The organism is Streptomyces sp. NRRL B-24085 (genome assembly GCF_001282115.1).
Lineage (GTDB): Bacteria > Actinomycetota > Actinomycetes > Streptomycetales > Streptomycetaceae > Streptomyces.
On record NZ_LJBR01000499.1, the window covers coordinates 1 to 3,568 of the forward strand.

The 3,568-nt window shown below is 73.6% G+C and carries 3 protein-coding genes and 1 pseudogene; 1 reads left to right on the plus strand and 3 read right to left on the minus strand.

The window, feature by feature from the left end; translation table 11 throughout:
- Positions 1-1,535, plus strand: a 1,535-nt coding sequence (locus AOJ26_RS37760; RefSeq protein ID WP_306300090.1) for an ATP-dependent helicase C-terminal domain-containing protein, incomplete at its 5' end; no start/stop codon positions are given.
- On the opposite strand, the gene AOJ26_RS37765 is transcribed toward AOJ26_RS37760, so the two are convergent.
- The 3 genes and pseudogenes from AOJ26_RS37765 to AOJ26_RS37770 all read right to left on the minus strand — a co-directional run.
- A complete protein-coding gene (locus tag AOJ26_RS37765) occupies positions 1,525-2,508 on the minus strand; it encodes a DUF3068 domain-containing protein (protein WP_053852867.1) in 984 nt (327 codons plus the stop codon). The two genes, AOJ26_RS37760 and AOJ26_RS37765, sit on opposite strands and share 11 nt — an antisense overlap.
- Positions 2,509-2,524: 16 nt before the next feature.
- Positions 2,525-2,659, minus strand: a complete 135-nt coding sequence (locus tag AOJ26_RS43200; protein ID WP_106968376.1) for an SPW_0924 family protein — start codon at positions 2,657-2,659, stop codon at positions 2,525-2,527.
- A 146-nt stretch (positions 2,660-2,805) separates the two neighbouring features.
- A pseudogene (locus tag AOJ26_RS37770) lies at positions 2,806-3,568 on the minus strand (lytic transglycosylase); the annotation flags it as partial.

The window sequence follows — 3,568 nt, forward strand, 5'->3', positions numbered from 1 at the left end:
CCGGGCGGCAGCGGGCGGGGCGGGCCGGGCGGGAGGCGCCGGGCGTGGTGTACCGGTGCTGGGCGGAGGCCGAGGACGCCCGCCTGCCGCGTTTCCCGTCGCCGGAGATCAAGGTGGCCGACCTGACGGCGTTCGCGCTCCAGGTGGCCTGCTGGGGCGATCCGGACGCCTCCGGTCTCGCGCTGCTGGATCCGCCGCCGGGCGGGGCGATGGCGGCCGCGCGGGCCGCTCTCGCGGCGGTGGACGCGGTGGACCCGGCCGGGCGTGCCACGGAGCGGGGTGTGCGGCTGGCGCGGCTGGGCCTGCACCCGCGGGTGGGACGGGCGCTGCTGGACGCGGCCGTGGCGGTCGGGGGCGAGCGTGCCGCCGAGGTCGGCGCGCTGCTGAGCGAGGAGGCGCCGCGGGAGTACGGGGACGACCTCGCGGGCGCGTTGCGGGCCGCCCGGCGCGGAAATGACGCGTACGCGGCGCGGTGGCGGGCGGAGGTGCGGCGGCTGCGGAATCTCGCCGCGGAGTCCCCGCGGTCGACCGCCCCGCGTGGTCCACGGCCCGCGGCCCTCGGCGAGGACGGCGTCGTCGGCCTCGTGGCCGCCCTGGCCTTCCCCGAGCGCGTGGCCAGGGCCGACGGCGGCTCCTACTTGATGGCCTCCGGAACCCGCGCCGAACTCCCCGCCGGCTCCGCTCTCCGTGACGCCCCCTGGATCGCTGTCGCCGTCGCGGACCGTCCTGCCGGCAAGGGGCACGCGCGGGTGCGGCTCGCCGCCGTGATCGACGAGGACACGGCCCGGTCGGCGGCCGCGTCCCTGCACTCCGAGCGCCAGGAGGTGCACTGGGCGGACGGGGACGTCGTGGCCCGCCGGGTGGAGCGGCTCGGGGCGATCGAGCTCGCGGTACGGCCGCTGCGGGACCCGGACCCCGCCCTCGTACGCGAGGCCCTTCTGGACGGGCTGCGCCAGGACGGGCTGCGGCTGCTGCGGTGGTCGCCCGACGCGGACGTCCTGCGGCAGCGGCTGGCGTTCCTGCGCCACCACCTCGGCGAGCCGTGGCCCGAGGTCTCCGAGGAGGCACTGCACGCGCGCGTGGACGAATGGCTGGAGCCCGAGCTGAGCCGTGCCCGGCGCCGGGCCGACCTGGCGCGCATCGACGCCGGGCAGGCGCTGCACAGGCTGCTGCCCTGGGCCTCCGGTGAGGCCACGCGGCTCGACGAGCTGGCGCCCGAGCGGATCGCCGTACCGAGCGGGTCCCGGATCCGGATCGACTACGCCTCTCCCGAACAGCCGGTCCTCGCGGTGAAGTTGCAGGAGATGTTCGGGTTGCAGGAGTCGCCCCGGATCGCCGGTGTGCCGCTCCTGGTCCATCTCCTCTCCCCCGCCGGGCGGCCCGCCGCGGTCACCGCCGACCTGGCCTCGTTCTGGCGGGACGGCTACAAGGGCGTGCGGGCGGAGCTGCGCGGCCGGTATCCGAAGCATCCGTGGCCGGAGGACCCGGCGGGCGCGGAGCCGACGCGGCACACCACCGCGCGGCTCAGGCGGTGACCGGTTCGGGTTCTTCGGCCTTCGCGGGGGCCGGGCGGCGGCCGCGGGCTTCGAGCAGCAGCGCGAGCGCCAGCAGCAGGACGCCCAGGACCAGGAAGCCCCACGGCAGGTACGAGGTCATGAGGAGGACGAGGGTGCGCTTCGACTTGACCAGGTCGACGGTGTGCCTGATGTAGTCCTCGCGCATCTTCACGTCGCCGGCGAAGACCGTCACCTTGTCGCGGTCGCCGAGCAGGGTGCCGCCGCGCAGTTCCTCCTTGTGGAGTTCCTCGCCGTAGACGGGGGCTCCGGTGAGGGGTTCGACCCAGAACCTGCGGACCGTGGTGTACCAGCGGGTGGTGCCGGTCTTCGCGATGGACTCGGGGGTGATGCCCTGGACCGGCATGGTCTTCGGGAAGGGCACCTTGGTCCAGGGGATGGTCTGCTCGAAGTAGTAGACGTCGAGGCCGCGGAAGTCCCGGGTGCCCTTGTAGTGGATGGGGGCCGAGGTGCGGGCCTGCGCGTCGAAGTACTCGTAGTCGCGCTTCTCGGTGAGGAAGGGCCACTTGAACTCGATGCCCTCGCGCCTGACGGGGTCGCCGTCGACCATCTCGCCGGTGGCGTGGACGGGGTCCTGGGTGTGGGCGTCGAAGATGTAGCGCTCGGGGATCCTGGAGACCATCTTGCCGTCGGGTCCGACGACGTAGGACAGGCCGTCCCAGACGACGACGTCCTTCCCTGCCGTCTTCTCGATCTTCTCGGAGGCCTCCACGTTGCCCCTGAGGGTCTGCACGATGGTGACCTTGGAGACCTTCCTCGCGGTCATCGAGCCGTAGTCGACGAGGGTGGCGTCCTTGGCCTCCAGGACCATGTCCTGGTACTGGTTCGCGGGGATCTTGGCGAGGCGCGGGAAGGCGTACCAGCGCAGCAGCGGGGACAGCGCCGCGAAGAACACGGCGAGGGCGAGCAGGACCAGGCTGGTCTTGCGGCGCATCTCGGCCTCCCGGGGGTCACGGGTGTGCGGGCACCGTGGTCAGCAGCGGCTTCGGGGACGTCTTGCCGGTCGGGGTGCCGAGGGCGGTGAGGGTGAGGACCAGTGCGAACGCGAGGGCGAGGCCGGTCGCGGCGGCGATGAGGGCGCGCATGTCCACCTCCCGGCGCACGGGAACTGATACATCGTCAGGTCCCGGCACGGTAGCAACGGGCGGGCGAGATGAGAACAGCTCGCGCACGCACGAAGGGCGCCCCCTCCGCCATGGCGGAAAGGACGCCCTTCGTGGTGGGCCGGTGCTCAGGAAGCGCTGGGGCTCGGCGAGGGGCTCGCCGGGGCGTCCGTGGAGGTGTCCGTGGCGGCCGCCACGGTCAGCGTCACGTCGAGCGTCGCGCCGCCCACGGTGGTGATGCGGAGCAGATAGGTGCCGGCCGTGTCGTCGGCGTAGAGCTGCGGCAGCTTCAGCAGGCCGTTCGCGTCCGTCGTGAGGCCCGTCAGGGTGCGGACGGTCTTGCCGTCGGCGTCCTTGAAGTAGGGGCCCTTGTCGTTCGCGGTCGCGTCGTCGGCCGACTTGATCAGGGTCGCGGTGGCGGCGACCTTGCCGGCGACGGCGTCCTTGTACGTGGCCTTCACCTGGACCGCGTCGGCGAACTGGCCGCCCGGGGCGCAGGTCAGCGCGGTGTCGCTGGTGCGGACGAGGGTGTCGGCGACGCGCTGGGTGACGGTGGCCGTGTAGATCGGGCCGGTGACGGTACGGCCGATGAGCGTCGCCCTGACCGCGAAGCTGCCGGTGGTCTCGCCCGCCTGGAGCGCGGGCGCGGTGGCCACGCCGGAGGCGTCGGTGAGGGCGGTGGCGACCTTCTCGCCGCCGGCGAAGGTGGCGTCGGTGTCGCCGACGATCGTGTAGCGGATCCGGACCTTGGCGACGCCCTTGCCGGCGGCGTTCTCCGCCTTGGTGCTGATCTTCTCGGTGAACGCGTCGCCCGCCATGGCGGTGAGCTTCGCGGTGCCCGAGTCCTCCAGGTGGTGCACCGACTGGGTGGGGGTGGCCGGGGTCGTCGGG